The following is a 17,788-nucleotide window of genomic DNA, read 5'->3' as shown; positions in this document are numbered from 1 at the left end:
TCCTTTAAACAAAAAAGGTGAGTGGCATCAACCACTCACCTTAAAATTAAATTGAAAACCAACTAACCTAATCTCTTGACTGACATGACGTCTTTTATCTGCTCCACCCGCTTGGAGACGCGAGATAAGACTTCGACATTGGTCACTTCAAGATCAAAGTCCATAATCGATAACTGATTGCGGTAATCAACTCGGCTCTTCATGCTGGTCACCTTTATTTTCTCATTGGCAAATAATGTGGTGATGTCTTTGAGCAGGCCGCTACGTTCCATAGCTTCAACACGCACAGTGAGTATATAAGAACCCACATAGCCATTTCCCCATACGGTATCGATGATTCTTTCCGCAGCATGGTGGCGAAGTTCTTCAAGTTGCTCACAATCAGCTCTATGCACTGAAATGCCGCGCCCTTGCGTGATATAACCAGCGATTTCATCACCAGGAATAGGCTGACAACAACGGGCTAAATGCGTCATCAGATTATCAACCCCTTCAACCACAACTGCATCTTTTTTCGGACGACTCAATACTGGCGGCTTGTTTTCCGCTTCTTGCAGTTTTTCAAGGGCCTGCTGATCTTCTTCTTCAGCGGTAGGTTTGTTCACCAGTGCATTGATATGGTTGATGATCTGGTTAATGCGTAAATCACCACTACCAATCCCAACATACAGTTCATCAGCGCTATTGACATTAAATCGCTTGAGAGCATATTGCTCAGCATCTTTTAGTGTTGCGCCAATTTTATTTAGCTCAGTTTCAAGGATCTCACGACCAGCTTCTAAGTTTTTCTCGCGCGATTGCTTGCGGAACCAAGCATTAATTTTAGCCCGTGCACGACCTGAAGTCACAAAACCCATCGATGGGTTTAACCAATCACGAGAAGGGTTAGGCTCCTTCGAAGTAATAATCTCGACCTGATCCCCCATAGACAGCTTATGCGTAAAAGGAACAATCCGGCCCGCAACCTTAGCACCTATACAGCGATGACCCACTTCTGAGTGAATGTGGTAAGCAAAATCGAGTGGCGTGGCGCCCATAGGTAAATCGACCACATCACCACGAGGCGTGAAGGCATATACGCGATCATCGAACACCTGACTGCGCACTTCATCCAACATTTCGCCAGAGTCTGACATCTCTTCTTGCCAATCAAGCAGTTTACGCAGCCAAGTGATTTTCTCATCGTAGCCACTTCTACCGCCACCACCTTCTTTATATTTCCAGTGAGCAGCAACTCCAAGCTCAGAGTCTTCATGCATGTCTTTAGTGCGGATCTGAATTTCTATGGTTTTCCCTTCAGGTCCGAGAATCACAGTGTGTATAGATTGATAACCATTGGGTTTGGGGTTAGCAACATAGTCATCAAATTCACTCGGTAAGTGTTTGTACTTAGTGTGGACGACTCCAAGCGCTGCATAACAGTCTTGTAACTTATCAGCGATGATACGAACGGCGCGTACGTCGAAAAGCTCATCAAACGCCAAACTTTTCTTCTGCATTTTTCGCCAAATACTGTAGATATGTTTGGGGCGTCCGCTTACCTCTGCATTGATTCCTGAGGTTGTGATTTCATTGGAGAGATCGTCAACAAAATCTTTTATGTATTGCTCTCGTACAATGCGTCGCTCTGACAGCTGCTTAGCAATTTGCTTATAAGTTTCAGGTTGCTGATAGCGAAACGCATAATCTTCAATTTCCCATTTAAGCTGGCCTATACCTAGACGGTTAGCGAGGGGCGCATAAATATTGGTACATTCTTTAGCCGCCGCGCAACGAACTTCACTTGGCGCCTTTTTCACCTCAATTAAGTTACAAATGCGCTCGGCCAACTTGATGATGACACAGCGAAAGTCGTCAACCATGGCGAGTAACATTCTACGGACATTATCAACCTGAGCAGAAGCAGCACTCCCTTCTATCGTCACGTTCAGCTGTCCAAGTGCGGCCATTTCCTCCACACCATCGATCAATTTAATGGTTTCTTTACCAAAGTCTTCAGCCAAAACTTCGCGATCGTAAGCTCCACTTGATACCAGAGGAAACAATAAAGCGGCAACTAAGGTAGCTTTATCCATAGAAAGCGTTGTCAGGATTTCGATCATTTCTCGGCCACGCCACAATAGCAAAGGCCTTTGTTCACTCTGATCCAAAATGGTTTCGCAACGGAGGTAAACCTCCTTAAGACGTTTAGCCACCTTGGCATCTTGCTTTAAACTGACTATCCAAGTATCTAAATCAAACTGTTCATCTTGATTCAAATGTGCGCTTCGTACCGCAACCATTCTCTTTATCCTGTTATCACTTTCTATTTTCGTAGGGTAAGACTGCTCTTATCGAGTTAAGTTCTTATTTAGCCTTCACAAATAACGCCATGGATTCTAGATGACTCGTATGCGGAAACATATCCAGCATTCCGAGTCGCTTCAATTCATAGCCCTGCTCAAGCAAACTGCGAGAATCTCGCGCTAAAGTTGCAGGATTACAAGAAACATAAACGATTCTCGTGGCACCAAAAACGGAAATTTTCTCTATGACACCATTCGCTCCAGCTCTTGCTGGATCGAGGAGTATCTTATCAAATTTTTGATTGGCCCATGGCTCGCCAGACACATCTTGTTCCAAATTTGCTTGAAAAAATGTCGCGTTCTCTATGTTATTTATTTGGGCATTGTGAGCAGCTTTTTCAACCATCTCATCAATCCCTTCAATACCAACCACTGAATTCACTAATTTGGCCATGGGCAAACTAAAATTACCTAACCCGCAAAATAGGTCTAATACAGTATCTTGCGACGATAACGCTAACCAGTCTAATGCCTGCGCGACCATCTTGGCATTAACCTCTTGGTTTACTTGTATAAAGTTATTAGGCTCAAAGGGGATGGTTAGCCCAATCTCTTGGTAGACGCCCGACTCTCCCCATTCAAGCACCACATCCTTGGAGGATGGCATCAGGTACAAACTGATTTGCTTAGCTCTAGCAAAATCAATTATCGACTGATGGTCTCGGGAAGGTAATGCTTTGGTATGACGTAAAACGAGAATACAGGTATTGTCCGCTCTGACTAATTCTACATGACCAATATGCTCAGGTTGAGAGAAACCCTGCAACAATTGGGACAAATCAGGCAATATTGCATTCAGGTCAGGCTCCAAAACAGGACAATGTGTTAGGTTGACAATATTGTTACTGTTTTTTTTGCGAAAACCGAATTGAAGCTGGCGAGTTTTTTTATCTTGCATTACGCTCACTCGAGCACGCCTGCGATATCCTTGTGTTCTACCCAAAATTGGCAATTCTAACTCAAGAGTTTGCCGCGCAAATTTACTCATAAGCTGACTCAAGGTCTGCTGTTTATACTCCCACTGGTTCTCACTGCTTAGGTGCTGCATATTACAGCCTCCACATTCGCTGTAATGTGGACAAAAAGGTTCAATACGCTGCGAGCTAGTGCTCTGAATCTTAATTAAAGACGCCCTTGAAAACTTACTTTTGCTCTCTGTCAGTTGAGCAATCACTTCTTCTCCAGGTAGTGCGCCCTCAACAAAAATAGGCTTTTTGTTTTGATAAGCAATACCAGCACCATGATGATCAAGCTTTTCAATTTTCAGTATTTGGTGCTTAGTATTCAGTTGAGTTTTCTTTTTAGGTTGGAAGAAACGCGCCATAACTCTGTTCTTTGCCTTGTTACAATTGCTCGATATTCGTATCCAAGTATCATCTTTTCATACTTGAATGATTGTCTGAGCCGAGCGAGTTTATTATGCTTAAGTATTCGACGGCTTCTTTTTGTTTGGAAGTTATTTTCCCATATCCATACCACGATGTTTAGATAATAATGACCAGATATGGCTTACGCGCCCGCGTTATCACTCTTACTTTAGCGCCGACTTTAATTATTGGCTTGCTCCTGAGTGCCTTTTTCTCCTTCAACCGCTATCACGATCTTGAAAAGCAAGTCATCAACTCGGGATTAAGTATTGTCGAACCCTTAGCCATTGCCAGTGAAGAAGGATTGAAAAACAACAGTCGAGAAGCAGTACGAAGGATCATCAGTTACGCTCACCGTAAAAATTCCAAATTCGTTCGAAGTATCGCTGTTTTCGATTACAACCATGAGCTGTTTGTGACCTCTAACTTTCACCCTAATTTCGAGTCACTGACTTTTCCTCGTAATGAACCCATTCCACTTTTGGTCACATCAGATCTGCAAGAAAATACCCTCATCTTAAGAGCCCCTATTGTTGCAGAATCAGGGCTACTTGCGGCAGCTAAGAGTCAAAACAAAAACTCTGCATTAGGCTACATCGCTATTGAACTGGATCTGTCGTCATTAAGGCTTCAACAATATCAAGAGATCTTTTCTGCGTTTTTAGTGCTCATTTCGGGGCTTGGATTATCGGCAATCTTTGCACACCGACTCATGCATGACGTCACTCGGCCTATCTCACATATGAAAAATATGGTGGATAGGATTAGCCGAGGGCATTTAGACGTCAGAATCGAGGGTAAAATGCATGGTGAGCTCGATACTTTAAAAAATGGTATTAACGCCATGGCTGTGTCCTTATCTGAATACCACGTTGAAATGCAGCACAGTATCGATCAAGCCACCTCTGATCTAAGAGAAACCTTAGAGCAGCTAGAGATTCAGAATGTTGAGTTGGATATTGCTAAAAAACGAGCGCAAGAAGCCGCCCGAGTAAAATCTGAGTTTTTAGCAAATATGTCCCATGAACTTCGCACCCCACTTAATGGCGTCATTGGCTTTACTCGCCAAATGCTCAAGACCAAACTAACCAATAACCAAACTGACTACCTACAAACAATTGAAAAATCAGCTAATAACCTACTGAGCATCATCAATGATATTCTTGATTTCTCGAAACTTGAAGCCGGTAAACTGGCCTTAGAAAATATTCCGTTTGATTTTCAAGAGTCACTGGAAGAAGTTGTCAGCTTACAAGCCACTAGCGCCCATGAAAAAGGGCTTGAAGTGACACTGAAAGTCGACCCTAAAATTCCTAATGGAGTGATCGGTGACCCGCTTCGAATTCAGCAAGTTCTCACTAATTTAGTCGGCAACTCGATCAAGTTTACCGAAAGGGGCAACATTGACATCAGCGTTGAATTACGCTCACAAAAAGAAGACGTTATCGAACTACAGTTTATGGTTCGTGACACGGGCATTGGCATTTCAGAAAGGCAGCAAGCTCAGCTGTTCCAGGCATTTAGTCAAGCTGATGCGAGTATCTCTCGTCGCTATGGTGGTACAGGCTTAGGTTTAGTCATCACGCAAAAGCTCGTGGGGCAAATGGGAGGTGAGATTAGCCTAACAAGCAGGCTCCACCAGGGTTCTACATTCTGGTTCACATTAAAACTTCACTCGACCGACATGCCAGTAAGCGGCCTGCTAGAAACTGAGTCGCTTAATCAGCGCACCTTACTGCTCATAGAACCCAATATGCAAGCGGCATCCGTTATCCAGCAATCACTTGTTCAGCAGGGCTTGATCGTCACTTATCGTTCATCCGTTCCGCTTGAAGAGAAGCACTATGATTACACCATACTCAACTTAGCACCTAATAAAACGCATTCACTGGAACAAATCGAACAATGGGTCAAGCAAGCGAAACAATGCTCTCCTCATGTAGTGGTAGGTATCCCAAGTACTGATCTCGCTTTATCTGATCACCTGATTCAAACTCATGATGTTCATTGTATTACCAAACCTTTGTCACGTAGAAAATTGCTACAGATTTTAGCGAAAAAGCAAAAAGATCTTACTGCTGTCGAGATAAAGCCTACCTTTAACAAAAAATTACCGCTCACGGTAATGGCTGTTGATGATAATCCAGCAAACCTAAAACTTATCAGTGCTCTGCTGCAAGAAAGGGTCGAAAAAGTCGTGACGCATACCAATGGACTCGATGCCGTCACTGAAGCCGAGCAGCAAGACTTTGATCTTATTTTTATGGATATTCAGATGCCTCAAATGGATGGGGTAACGGCTTGCCATAAGATTAAGAAGATTCAGCGCAACGCTAGTACCCCAGTCATTGCTGTCACTGCTCACGCCATGAGTGGTGAAAGAGATAGGCTACTTAGCGCAGGAATGGATGACTATCTAACCAAACCCATAGAAGAACATGTTCTACAACATGTTTTGATCAAATGGAGCCCGTCAAGTGCAGGGGCTAGCAAAGCAGAAACCTCTCAACACGATAACAAACAACAATCTGGCGATATTCTCACTACAGATAATTCTACGGTTATCGATTGGAAAGCAGCACTAAAACAATCGGCGAATAAAACTGATCTTGCACGAGATATGTTACAAATGCTGATTGATTACATACCGGAAGTCAGAGAAGTGGTTGAGTCTTCACTCTCTCAAGAAAACGACGACACTAAAACTCTACTGCGCCATGTTCACAAACTGCATGGCAGCAGTGCCTATTGTGGCGTGCCTAGACTAAAACAGATTTGCTCCACTATTGAAAAAGGACTGAATTCTGGCTCTAGTATTCTAGACCTAGAGCCAGAGTTATTTGAACTGCAAGATGAAATGGAGAAAGTAACTAAAAGTGCTGCTTCTTATTTAGATTCATAAATGACCGTTGCAACAGCATAATGACGTTCATCAGAAATAGACAGGTGAATATTGTTGATTTGCTTCTGTTGCGCAATCTCCAATGCTTTACCAGATAGCGACAAACAGGGTGCTCCATATTGGTCATTGCTAATAGTAAAATCATGAAAAGAAACGCCTTGGGCAATGCCAGTGCCGAGTGCTTTAGACGCTGCTTCTTTTGCTGCAAATCGCTTGGCTAAAAACCTAGCCTGCTGCTTTAAAGAGGCAAACCGCTCTAGCTCTTGCTCTGTTAAAACACGCTTTGCAAAACTCTCTCCAGAGCGAAGAAATGCTTTCTCAATGCGCTCAATTTCCGCGATATCCGTTCCTATACCAACAATTGCCATAATAGTTACTTACGAGCGTCAACCATAAGCGTTTTCATATCAGCTACCGCTTTGTGAAGCCCATCAAAAGCAGCACGTCCAATAATTGAATGCCCAATATTTAGTTCATGAATCTCTGGAATAGCAGCGATTGGTGCAACATTATGATATGTCAGGCCATGGCCTGCATTAACGATAATACCCAGATCAGCAGCATAACTTGCCCCTGCTGCAATTTTTTTCAGTTCATCTTGCTGATCATCGTCATTCTCGGCGTCAGCGTAATGCCCGGTATGAAGCTCTATGAATAGCGCGCCACACGCTTTTGCAGCGTCAATCTGCTCTCTGTCTGCATCGATGAACAAAGAGACCTTAATACCAGCCTCACTCAAAGCCTTTGTCGCCAACTTTACTTTTTCTAAATGCCCAACAACATCAAGTCCACCTTCTGTTGTGAGTTCTTCCCTTTTTTCTGGTACAAGGCAAACATATTCAGGTTGAGTTTTTAGTGCAATCTCAACCATTTCATCCGTAACTGCCATTTCAAGATTCATGCGAGTTTGAATCGTTTCACGTAAAATGTGAACATCACGATCTTTGATATGGCGACGGTCTTCTCGTAGATGGATGGTAATTCCATCAGCACCTGCCCGCTCTGCAATTTCAGCGGCATGGACAGGATCAGGATATTTAGTGCCTCGAGCATTACGCAATGTCGCAATATGATCAATATTCACACCCAGATAAATAGAACTCATTTTCCACTACTCCGTGACTTGGAAGCCATAACTTGCATAAATAACTCCCTACTTTTTAATGGTTTCCCGCCAAGATAAGGCTTTAAGGCTATTCGTGTAAAGCGTTTTGCTGCTTTTAATTGCTCTTTGGTAGTAAATCTACGTTCACTAATTGCTATTAGCTCATTACCTAAAAAGGTTAAGTTGTCTTGACGAACCGACGCAATAAAACCCTTTTGTTCTCTGTAGCGGTATGTCATATCTGGCTCAATAAGCTCTCCAGTCCCTGCACAGTGCATAAAATCGACACCATAACCCATCGCAGATAGAAGCGCTAACTCAAAACGTCTCAAAGCTGGCTCAGGGTTATCGCACTGAGCCAGCTCTGTTAAAGCGGCAAGATAATCATGAAATAGAGCTGGCATAGGAACTTCAGCCATCAAAACTCTCGCCAACAATTCATTGACATACATGGCTGAATACAAAGTGAGACCTGAAAGAGGTAAGCCAAGGCTGATGGGCTCTGCTTGACGAAGTGTTTTCATTGAACCTTTACCTGACCACTTAAGTAATAAGGGAGTAAAGGGTTGTAAGGCTCCTTTAAGTTGAGAGCGTTTGCTACGAGCTCCTTTTGACATCAAGGTTAGCCGGCCATATTCCTCACTGAATACATCGAGGATCAAGCTCGACTCACTATAAGGACGCCTATGGAGTACAAAACATCGCTGTAAGCCTTCTGCTATCATATTGATACCCAAAAAATAAGGAGCCAAGGCTCCTTATCTCAATGATGGGGGAGCAATAGAAGCCCTCCAAAAATCAGAGGTCGTCGATATATCCCAAAGATCTTAGAGCTCGTTCATCATCTGCCCAGCCAGATTTCACTTTAACCCAAGTCTCTAAGTACACTTTACGACCGAATAACTCTTCCATATCAAGGCGAGCTTCCCGGCCTATAGTTTTGATTTTTTCGCCGCCTTTACCTATCACCATTTTCTTCTGGCCACTGCGCTCAACAAGGATCAAGGCATTGATATGAAAGCCATCTGTTTCTGGGTTGTAATCAAAGCGCTCGATCTCAACGGTTACAGAGTAAGGTAACTCCTCACCAGTAAACCTCATCAGTTTCTCGCGAACTATCTCAGAAGCCATAAATCGTTGAGAACGATCTGTAACGTATTCTTCTGGAAAATGGTGGGTTGCTTTGGGCAAATGATCACGCACATGTTTACGCAGTACATCAATATTTTTGCCATGTTTAGCAGAAATAGGCACTACATCGACAAACTCCATCTTTTTCGACATGTCCATCATATGCAACATAACATCATTGCGGTCTTGAACGTTATCAACCTTGTTCACACAAAGTACAACGGGGAAGTTGGATTTTTGCAACTTAGTTAGGACCATCTCATCGTCTTTGGTCCAGTGAGTACCATCGACAAGAAAGAACACCAAATTTACATCACTAAGTGATGAGTTAGCCGCTCGATTCATTAAACGGTTGATGGCTCGTTTTTCCTCAATATGCAGACCCGGAGTATCAACATAAATTGCTTGATAATCCCCTTGAGTATCCACGCCCATAATACGATGTCGCGTAGTTTGTGGTTTGCGCGATGTAATCGAAATCTTTTGTCCAAGAATTCGATTTAGCAAAGTCGACTTACCCACATTAGGTCTTCCAACAATAGCAATAAAGCCGCAATGTTGGTTCTCTGGAGTACTTTTCTCGCCACTTGATGCAAAAAACGCATCAATATCAAAATCGTTTTTTTCTGATGAATCAGTCATTATTTAGTTGCTCTAGTGCAATTTCCGCAGCCGCTTGTTCTGCCTTGCGGCGGCTGGTGCCTTTACCTATCACAGGCGTTCCTATACCTGCTACTTCGCACGAAACAGTAAATTGCTGATTATGTGCTTCACCTTTAATATTAGTCACTGTATACACAGGCAGAGGTTTTCTTCGCCCTTGAAGAAATTCCTGCAAGCGCGTTTTAGGATCTTTTTGCGATACTCCAGGCTGAATAGCCTCAAGACGCTGCTGGTACCAACTCAAGATAATACCACGTACCGCTTCAATCCCGCTGTCTAGATAGATAGCACCAATCACAGCTTCAACCGCATCCGCAAGAATAGAATCGCGGCGAAAGCCACCACTTTTCAACTCACCTGGGCCTAACTTTAAGTAATCTCCGAGTTCAAACTCTCGCCCTAACTCAGCTAGGGTATTACCTCGAACCAAAGTTGCCCTCATACGACTCATATCCCCTTCATTAATGTCAGGGAAACGGTGATAAAGGTCATCAGCAATAACAAAACTTAAAATTGAATCGCCCAGAAACTCTAGGCGCTCGTTATGTTTTCCATGAGCGCTGCGATGTGTCAGCGCTAATTGAATAAGCTCAGCATCATTGAAAGAGTAACCAAGCTTTTTTTCTAATTTAGATATGGGAGAATTCATGCTCTCTCGATATATTTATTTAATACCACCGATGCGATTAAAGCGCACACCTGTTGGGATCCATGAAGGCAGTATACTATCTGCATCACGCTCAAATTCGAAGCTTATCCAAATCGCAACCGCCTTACCGACCAAATTAGCTTCAGGCACAAAACCCCAGAAACGACTATCGGCACTATTGTCTCTGTTATCACCCATTACAAAATAATGCCCTTGGGGTACCACCCACTCAGTAGTACCACTACGAGGGTAATACTGCTCAACAGGGTTACGAACCAACGGATTAACCAAAACATTATGTGCAACACTACCTAATTCTTCTGTCATCTGAATCTGCTGAATTCCTCTGTCACTAAATTCACTTTCTTCAACATTAGACAGTTTTACAGGTTCACACACTGACGTACCCGACTTTTGAATACATAACTGCTTATCACCACTATACCGAATTAAATCGCCAGGTAAGCCGACCACACGCTTGATGTAATCAATGTTTGGCTGTGGCGGATACTTAAACACAGTGACATCGCCGCGCTCCGGTCTACCCGTTTCAACTAACTGAGTACGCCATACCGGATCTTTAAGACCATAAGCGTATTTTTCTACTAGAATAAAGTCCCCGACAAGCAAAGTCGGCATCATAGAACCCGATGGAATTTGAAATGGCTCATAAATGAACGAGCGCAATACAAGCACGACAGCAATAACCGGAAAAATTGACACACAGTTTTCAATCCACCATGGCTGCTTAACCACCTTTTCTGTCACTGTAGCATCAAGCTGTTGGGTTTGAGCTTCGATTGTCGCAAGTTGAGCATGACGTTTTTTAGCAAACACCAACTTTTCCAGTATCCAAACAATACCGGTTACCAAAGTGACAATAACTAGGATCAGTGAAAATGTATTCGCCATTGACTTCCCTTATCTCTTAAAACACGAAAGTGAAAGAGCTGTAACCCTTTCACTTAGTCATAGGTTAATTTATCAGAAAACGATTATCTAATCTTTACCAACATGCAAAATCGCAAGGAAAGCTTCTTGAGGTAGCTCCACATTTCCGATCTGCTTCATACGCTTCTTACCTTCTTTCTGCTTCTTCAGCAGTTTCTTCTTACGGCTAACATCACCGCCATAACATTTTGCAATTACATTTTTACGCAGCTGCTTCACTGTTGAACGAGCAATGATGTGATTGCCTATTGCCGCTTGAATAGCAATATCAAACATCTGGCGAGGAATAAACTCTTTCATCTTTTCAACAAGCAAGCGACCACGGCTTTGAGAATTATCTTTGTGTGTAATCAATGCCAAAGCATCGACTTTATCACCATTGAGCAATACGTCGACTCGAACCATGTTTGATGCTTCAAAACGCTGAAAATTGTAATCCAATGATGCATAACCACGAGAAGTCGATTTCAAGCGATCAAAGAAGTCAAGCACCACCTCCGCCATAGGAATATCATAAGTTACAGCGACTTGATTGCCGTGGTAAACCATATCAACTTGAATACCACGCTTTTCAACACATAAAGTAATCACGTTACCTAGATAATCAGAAGGCACAAGAATATTACAACGTGCAATCGGTTCACGTATTTCTTCAATGTCATTCACGGCAGGAAGTTTAGCTGGACTATCCACATACAGAAGTTCACCATCTGTTTGCTTAACTTCGTAGACCACAGTCGGCGCTGTAGTGATAAGATCTAAGTCATATTCTCGCTCAAGACGCTCTTGAATGATTTCCATGTGCAACATGCCAAGGAAACCACAGCGGAAACCAAAGCCTAATGCAGCAGAATTTTCTGGTTCATAGAATAAAGACGCGTCATTGAGGCTAAGTTTGCCCAAAGCATCACGGAAGTTTTCGTAATCATCCGACGATACAGGGAAAAGGCCAGCATAAACTTGTGGTTTCACTTTCTTAAAGCCAGGCAAAGGTGTTTCACAACCATGTTTTGCAAGCGTCAAAGTATCACCAACCGGAGCACCAAGGATATCTTTGATTCCACATACAACCCAGCCTACTTCACCAGTATTAAGCTGTGTTGTGTCCTCTTGCTTAGGCGTAAAAATACCCAGACGGTCGACACCCCAAACTTGTCCTGTGCTCATAACTTTAATTTTGTCGTTCTTCTTCAGCACGCCATTTTTAATTCGTACTAGAGATACAACACCAAGGTAGTTATCAAACCAAGAATCAATGATAAGCGCCTGCAATGGAGCGTTTTCGTCACCTTCTGGTGCAGGGATCGCTGAAACTATATTTTCAAGTACCTCTTCGATACCCAGTCCGGTTTTTGCCGAGCAACGGGTTGCCTCCATTGCATCAATACCGACGATTTCTTCAATTTCTTCGGCAACACGCTCTGGATCTGCAGCTGGCAAATCAATTTTGTTTAAAATAGGAACCACTTCAAGGTCCATCTCAATCGCTGTGTAACAATTTGCCAGAGTCTGAGCTTCTACGCCTTGCCCGGCATCAACGACCAACAAAGCACCTTCACATGCAGCAAGAGAGCGAGAAACTTCATAGGCAAAGTCAACATGTCCAGGAGTGTCAATAAAATTCAGTTGATACGTCTCACCATCTTTAGCTGTGTAATTGAGTGTCACACTCTGAGATTTAATGGTGATACCACGCTCACGTTCTAGGTCCATAGAATCGAGAACTTGAGCTGCCATTTCACGGTCACTCAATCCTCCACAGTCTTGGATCAAACGGTCAGATAGGGTCGACTTACCGTGGTCGATGTGGGCGATTATCGAAAAATTACGAATATGCTTCATGATATGGTGTGACTAAACTCTTAAAAATAGGGACATAAAAAGGCCGCGTTTTCGCGGCACTTCGATCAAGTTGGCAGATTCTAACCAATTTCTAGACAATTCGCACTAGCTAATTGGTTTGCCTAATACACGCAGCAATTTGACATCTGTTAAAGACCGTTGCTCAAGTTTCATCACTAACCGTTTAGCACAACAGACTCCGATAACCGCACAAAGAGCAGAAGAGGCAATCACTAAGCCTTCTCCTTGGCCAAATACAGGCCTTAGTAACCACTCTCCTAATAGAGCTCCGAAAATCATGGCAAACAATGGAACAAGGTAAACCAGACTCGCTGATTGTAAAATATCTCTTTCTGGAAGACCGATTTCAACCACTTGACCTGTTTTAACTTGCTCAGAAGTATTTAGTTGCCAATGTAATGATTTGCTACCTACTGCTTTAGATACAATCCCAGTACCACAACTTTTTTGGGATGAACACTTAGAACAACTGGTTTGTTGATCGCAACTTAGTTCAACAATAAAGCCGTCTGAATGAGGAGTAACCGAGGTAACAGTAGCCAGAGCCGTCATCATTGTGCTGTTTCCATAGATTTTTTTATGGTCACCGACTGGGCAATTCTTTTCGCGGTTGCTGGTGGAATATCACCAACCACAGATATCTCTTTATCACCTTTAACATAGCTGTGTAGTGTGCGGCGACCTTGTCGAACAAGTTGACCTTTCAATGAGTAGTCATCACTTTGTGAAATATAAACTGAAAAACTAAACAGACCATCGCTGAACATTTGTGTTTCCACCATACGCTCAGTGCTTCCCATTCTATAGCGATTAAGCTCAGTGGATTCAAAACCCTTGGGAATCCAGCCAACTGTCCAGAAACTGTCCTCTAATGCACCTTTAGGTAAAGACAACACGCCAGGTAACTTTACCGTATTTAGTGCACTTAATATCTCAGATATATTGTCATTAACACTATAGGAAATGGTCCGATACTGCTCGAGTACTTCACCGTCTCGATCAACGAGATCCGCTCTGAGCGGCAATTTAGTCTTCTCATCTACCCACAATATATAGGAGTAACGAAGGCCGTCTTTGGAAGCAACTCTCAAAACTTGACAGGCCACCCCTGCTTCTCTAGCACGACCAACCTGGATGAAATCATAAAACCGACTGAGCTCTTCCACATCACTATTTAGAAGTGGGATAGTAGGTGCAACTATGTTACCCGATTCGATAGTAAAAGGTTCAACGCCTAGTTCGATATAACTGACTTCACTTCCACGTCTTATTACTTCCCGACTTGGGCCACTTAAATAAACGAGATGAGCAAGCTGCTGATTATTATTACGAGCATGACGGTATAAAAGAGGCTCAATACTATTTTTCTTAATCAGAATATAAGAAAGTTCATAGCTGAGGTGCTGACTGGCCTCGTTCATTTGATGCAACAACGCCTCTGCAGTTCTTTCTTCTGCAAAGGCGAGTGGCGAACTCAAACTGAACAGTGCCAGTACACTGGTCAGAATTTTTTTCATTCAACTACCGTTTCTGGTTTGTCATTATGCTCTGTAACGTCACCATTTAGACGCAATTGCAGCTCATAATCCTGCAACATTGCGTTAATGCGCCGTCTCTGCTCCTGAACGTTGGTTGTATTTGATGCTGCTGGATGTTCAACCGAACTGCGAGTCAAACTTACAGGTTCTGCACTACCCGAAAACGGGATAGTTTGCAAAACGGGGAGCTGTTCTAAATCTGCCTGTCCAGGTTCACTACCGCCATATTGTTGTACGCCAAGGATTACCGCCAAAGAGACGCAGGCAGCAACCGCAACTTGGCCAAACTGATTCAGCCATGCAGGCAGTTTAAGCCTTGCTTTCAATGGATTGGGCTGCTCTACAGGTGAATTAACTTCTGTCACACCTTTCGCAGATGCTCTGGAATGAGCCGGTTCTTTTTCCAATGCAAGCGCAACGCTATCGGCGATATCCCACTCCATTGCTTGGGGAGATTCACCTCTCATCACATCACCAATCAAATGATAATTGTTCCAAGTTTCTTGGCTAAACTGGTCTTGCTCTAATTCGCTAATTAGTGCTTTATCAACCAATTCTCCATCCATGAGTGCTGAAATTTTCTCTTTGTCAGCCATTCTTTTCACCATTAACCTTACTGGCATTAGCGTTGCAAAAGAGGTTGGATCTTCTTCTCAACCGCTTCACGAGCCCGGAAGATACGCGAACGTACCGTTCCTACTGGACATTCCATTACCGCAGCAATTTCTTCATAACTCAAACCATCCAGTTCTCGCAGCGTCATTGCCGTTTTTAAATCATCAGGCAGTGCTTCGATCGCACCAAAAACCACCCGTTTCAATTCTTTGGACAACGTTAAGTTCTCAGGGTTCGAAATTTCTTTCAATGCACTACCTGTTTCGTAGTATTCAGCTTCTTCAGTATCTACATCTTGCGCTGGTGGCCTACGCCCTTGAGCAACAATGTGATTTTTAGCAGTATTAACCGCTATCCTATATAACCAAGTATAGAAGGCACTTTCTCCTCGAAAACTTGGTATAGCACGATAAGCTTTAATAAATGCCTCTTGTGCTACATCAGGTACATCACCAGGATTATTGACATAGCGAGAGATAAGGTTACAGACTTTGTTTTGGTATTTTACCACCAAGAGATTAAAGGCTTGCTTATCTCCATTCTGAACTCGCTCAATAAGCACTTGATCGGTCAGTTGCTCGTTCATTCGAGCGTGTACTCCTATTGTTATCGACCCCTACCTTACAGATATGAGCATTAATTATTCAAAACGTAGTATTGACACCACCGCTTACTTGAGCACTATTGTGACTCAGTGATAAATATAAAGTTCATTTTTTTGCGGAATTTGTCTAACAAGCGATGATTCGATGACTGTATGATCAATGATTGTGGGGATGATAGCATCCAAAAGCAATGTTATTTACAAAGAATTGCATTCATTCCGGTGTTAATATTATCGACATACTCCGCGTATTTGAGCTTAATGACGACAATAAAGTCAGCTCAATGAGCAACCTTATGTAATGACTGATATCCTATACCTCATAGGGGTCAGTACTATTTTATTCAGGAATTTAAAAGTGTTATGAACACAAACCGTGAACATCAATGCGATGTGTTAGTGGTGGGTAGTGGCGCAGCGGGTCTGTCGTTGGCGTTGCGTGTAGCCGAGTACGGCAAGGTGATAGTGTTAAGCAAAGGGCCGAGAAGTGAAGGCTCAACTTACTATGCACAAGGCGGTATTGCTGCAGTTTTTGATGAGTCAGACAGTATTGATTCTCATGTACAAGATACTCTTGTTGCAGGTGCTGGATTGTGTGAACAAGAGACCGTCGAGTTTATCGCCAAAAATGCAAAAACTTGCGTCCAATGGCTGATCGATGGTGGCGTACCTTTTGATCGAGAAGAGGGTGATAGCGATGATAAGCCCCGTTATCATTTAACTCGAGAAGGTGGACATAGCCATAGAAGAATTTTGCATGCTGCCGACGCAACTGGCATGGCGATGCAAACATCGCTTCAAGATAATGCACACAACCACCCTAATATTACCGTTTTAGAACGGCACAATGCGCTTGATTTAATATGCGAAGACAAAGTTGGGGGGGATGCAGCCAAAGTCATCGGCGCCTATATATGGAACCGTAATCAAGAGCAAGTTGAAACCGTTAGAAGTAAGTTTGTCGTGCTCGCGACTGGCGGCGCATCAAAAGTGTACCAATACACATCTAACCCTGATGTTTCTTCTGGAGATGGTATTGCCATTGCTTGGAGGGCTGGATGTCGAGTTGCCAACATGGAGTTTAACCAATTCCACCCAACATGCTTGTATCACCCTGAAGCAAGAAACTTCCTACTTACTGAGGCATTACGAGGAGAAGGAGCATTCTTAAAACGCCCCGACGGCTCTCGCTTTATGCCCGATTTTGACCCAAGGGAAGAGCTTGCTCCACGTGATGTCGTCGCTAGAGCGATTGATTTTGAAATGAAGCGTCTCGGTGCAGATTGTATGTACTTAGACATCAGCCACAAACCTTCAGATTTTATCGAGAAACACTTTCCGACTATTTACAGTCGACTTATCGATTTGGGCATTGATATGACCAAAGAGCCCATTCCTGTTGTCCCTGCAGCCCACTACACCTGTGGCGGAGTTATGGTCAACAAACAAGGTGAAACAGACTTATCACGGCTTTATGCTGTTGGAGAAGTCAGCTATACAGGCCTTCATGGTGCCAACCGCATGGCTTCTAACTCTTTGCTTGAATGCGTTGTGTACGCTTGGTCTGCCGCTAACGACATAATAGAGAAGCTAGACAAAGCGACTATGCCTCCCCCCCTCCCAGCATGGGATGAAAGTCAGGTTAGTTGCTCTGATGAAGAAGTTGTTATCCAACACAACTGGCACGAGCTGCGTTTATTTATGTGGGATTACATGGGGATAGTGCGCACAGATAAGCGCCTTGAACGGGCTCTACGCCGAATCCAATTATTGCAACAAGAAACACACGAATATTACAGCAACTTCAAGGTATCGAATAACTTACTGGAGCTGCGTAACCTACTTCAGGTAGCAGAACTTATGGTACGCTGCGCAATGGAAAGGAAAGAGAGTCGTGGACTACACTATACTCTCGATTATCCTGAGCTAACACCAAATAGCGGCCCAACTATATTGTGCCCTGAAAAATTGCTCTAAATGATTCAAAAGGGAGCCTTATGGCTCTAATGCCGATCAGTTAAACATTAATCGGCAGATCAATTGAATGATCCCATC

General features: G+C 43.2%; 15 protein-coding genes. 2 read left to right on the top strand and 13 right to left on the bottom strand.

The genetic code is table 11. The annotated features are described in order from the left end of the window. Positions 1–62: 62 nt before the first annotated feature. Both relA and rlmD read right to left on the bottom strand, forming a co-directional pair. A complete protein-coding gene (gene relA, locus AAFM34_RS02390) occupies positions 63–2,282 on the bottom strand; it encodes a GTP diphosphokinase (protein ID WP_239173373.1) in 2,220 nt (739 codons plus the stop codon). Between the two features lie 64 nt (positions 2,283–2,346). Continuing rightward, the gene (rlmD, locus tag AAFM34_RS02385) at positions 2,347–3,669 is read right to left on the bottom strand and encodes a 23S rRNA (uracil(1939)-C(5))-methyltransferase RlmD (RefSeq protein WP_341659590.1); all 1,323 of its coding nucleotides are present in this window, start codon (positions 3,667–3,669) and stop codon (positions 2,347–2,349) included. A gap of 170 nt (positions 3,670–3,839) precedes the next feature. Between rlmD and barA the strand changes: the two genes are divergently transcribed. Then, entirely contained in the window at positions 3,840–6,614 is a 2,775-nt protein-coding gene (barA, locus tag AAFM34_RS02380) for a two-component sensor histidine kinase BarA (protein WP_341659588.1), read from the top strand. On the opposite strand, the gene acpS is transcribed toward barA, so the two are convergent. The 11 genes from acpS to rpoE all read right to left on the bottom strand — a co-directional run bounded on the left by acpS (position 6,599) and on the right by rpoE (position 15,715). Beyond that, positions 6,599–6,982 (bottom strand): holo-ACP synthase, encoded by a 384-nt coding sequence (gene acpS, locus AAFM34_RS02375; protein ID WP_341659586.1) that lies wholly within the window; start codon positions 6,980–6,982, stop codon positions 6,599–6,601. The two genes, barA and acpS, sit on opposite strands and share 16 nt — an antisense overlap. Before the next feature lie 5 nt (positions 6,983–6,987). Further along, positions 6,988–7,719 carry a pyridoxine 5'-phosphate synthase gene (gene pdxJ, locus AAFM34_RS02370; protein ID WP_341659584.1) on the bottom strand — a complete coding sequence of 244 codons (732 nt, stop codon included), beginning with the start codon at positions 7,717–7,719 and terminating at the stop codon, positions 6,988–6,990. Further along, positions 7,716–8,441, bottom strand: coding sequence for a DNA repair protein RecO (gene recO, locus AAFM34_RS02365; RefSeq protein ID WP_341659772.1), 726 nt, complete (start codon positions 8,439–8,441; stop codon positions 7,716–7,718). The genes pdxJ and recO overlap by 4 nt, the downstream gene beginning before the upstream one ends. A gap of 76 nt (positions 8,442–8,517) precedes the next feature. Then, complete coding sequence (era, locus tag AAFM34_RS02360) at positions 8,518–9,492, bottom strand: GTPase Era (protein ID WP_114786999.1); 975 nt, start codon at positions 9,490–9,492, stop codon at positions 8,518–8,520. Then, a complete protein-coding gene (gene rnc / locus AAFM34_RS02355) occupies positions 9,485–10,162 on the bottom strand; it encodes a ribonuclease III (RefSeq protein ID WP_160931871.1) in 678 nt (225 codons plus the stop codon). Before rnc ends, era begins: the two co-directional genes overlap by 8 nt. A gap of 15 nt (positions 10,163–10,177) precedes the next feature. Next, complete coding sequence (lepB, locus tag AAFM34_RS02350; RefSeq protein WP_341659579.1) at positions 10,178–11,074, bottom strand: signal peptidase I; 897 nt, start codon at positions 11,072–11,074, stop codon at positions 10,178–10,180. Between the two features lie 87 nt (positions 11,075–11,161). Continuing rightward, entirely contained in the window at positions 11,162–12,955 is a 1,794-nt protein-coding gene (lepA, locus tag AAFM34_RS02345) for a translation elongation factor 4 (RefSeq protein ID WP_114787002.1), read from the bottom strand. A 105-nt stretch (positions 12,956–13,060) separates the two neighbouring features. Beyond that, the gene (locus tag AAFM34_RS02340) at positions 13,061–13,531 is read right to left on the bottom strand and encodes a SoxR reducing system RseC family protein (RefSeq protein ID WP_341659576.1); all 471 of its coding nucleotides are present in this window, start codon (positions 13,529–13,531) and stop codon (positions 13,061–13,063) included. Then, complete coding sequence (rseB, locus tag AAFM34_RS02335; RefSeq protein ID WP_341659574.1) at positions 13,528–14,493, bottom strand: sigma-E factor regulatory protein RseB; 966 nt, start codon at positions 14,491–14,493, stop codon at positions 13,528–13,530. The genes AAFM34_RS02340 and rseB overlap by 4 nt, the downstream gene beginning before the upstream one ends. After that, positions 14,490–15,110 (bottom strand): RseA family anti-sigma factor, encoded by a 621-nt coding sequence (locus AAFM34_RS02330; RefSeq protein WP_341659572.1) that lies wholly within the window; start codon positions 15,108–15,110, stop codon positions 14,490–14,492. Before AAFM34_RS02330 ends, rseB begins: the two co-directional genes overlap by 4 nt. A gap of 26 nt (positions 15,111–15,136) precedes the next feature. Further along, the gene (gene rpoE / locus AAFM34_RS02325; protein ID WP_114787006.1) at positions 15,137–15,715 is read right to left on the bottom strand and encodes an RNA polymerase sigma factor RpoE; all 579 of its coding nucleotides are present in this window, start codon (positions 15,713–15,715) and stop codon (positions 15,137–15,139) included. Positions 15,716–16,096: 381 nt separating this feature from the next. Here rpoE and nadB point away from each other — a divergent pair, with 381 nt between their 5' ends. After that, a complete protein-coding gene (nadB, locus tag AAFM34_RS02320) occupies positions 16,097–17,710 on the top strand; it encodes an L-aspartate oxidase (protein WP_341659567.1) in 1,614 nt (537 codons plus the stop codon). Positions 17,711–17,788 lie beyond the last annotated feature (78 nt).

Source organism: Vibrio sp., from assembly GCF_038138445.1.
Classification (GTDB): Bacteria; Pseudomonadota; Gammaproteobacteria; order Enterobacterales; family Vibrionaceae; genus Vibrio.
Note: the sequence above shows the minus strand (reverse complement) of the source record. Positions and strands in the feature narration are given on the sequence as shown.